Origin of the sequence: Nitratidesulfovibrio oxamicus (genome assembly GCF_015731765.1) — a bacterium.
In the GTDB taxonomy this organism is placed as follows: Bacteria; Desulfobacterota; Desulfovibrionia; order Desulfovibrionales; family Desulfovibrionaceae; genus Cupidesulfovibrio; species Cupidesulfovibrio oxamicus.
In genome coordinates, this window is the sequence record NZ_VRYY01000677.1 from 1 (window position 1) to 837 (window position 837).

Sequence of the window (837 nt, forward strand, 5' to 3'; positions counted from 1 at the left end):
CGACGCCGCCCGCCCGGTGCTGACCCGGCGCAGCATGGAACGGCGCGACCGGGTGGCCGAGGACGTGGTGCTGGACCCGCAGGCCGACGGGCGCGAGGTGGTGCTGCACATGGTGGCCACGCCCATCTACGACCTGGACGGCGAACTGATGGGCGCCATCTCGCTGTGGGTGGACCTGACGCACGAGCGCGCCCAGCATGCCCGGCTGGACGCCCAGAACGCGGTCATCGCCGCCACCGCGCGCGAGGCGGAAGACATTGCCCGCCGGGTGGCCTCGTCAGCGCATGAACTGGCCGAGCAGGTGGCCCATTCCAGCGGGGGGGCCGCCCGCCAGCTGGCCCGTGTGGACGAGGTGACCGCCGCCATGGACCGCATGAACCAGGCCGTGGCCGAGGTGGGGCGACGCGCCGCGCTGGCCGTGGACATGGCCGCTTCCACCATGCAGGTGGCCGAGGATGGCCGTGACGTGGTGCGCGCCTCCATGGACGTGATGCACAAGGTGCACGGCCAGGTGGAGCGGTTGCAGGAAAACGTGGCGGAACTTGGGCGCGAGGCGGAAGGCATAGGCCAGATCATGGGCGTCATCAGCGACATTGCCGACCAGACCAACCTGCTGGCGCTGAACGCTGCCATCGAGGCGGCCCGCGCCGGTGAGGCCGGACGGGGGTTTGCCGTGGTTGCCGACGAGGTGCGCAAGCTGGCGGAAAAGACCATGAGCGCCACCGGCCAGGTGGGCGAGCGCATCCGCGCCATCCAGCGGGCCACGCGCGGCTTCGTGGACAGCACCGCCACCGTGGCCGGGGCAGTGCGCGAAAGCGACGCGCTGGCCACCCGCTC

1 protein-coding gene is annotated in these 837 nt (G+C 71.9%); it reads left to right on the plus strand.

Features of this window, described 5'->3' with window-relative positions:
• A partial coding sequence (locus FVW20_RS19875; protein WP_231039210.1) for a methyl-accepting chemotaxis protein occupies positions 1 to 837 on the plus strand: 837 nt, incomplete at both ends.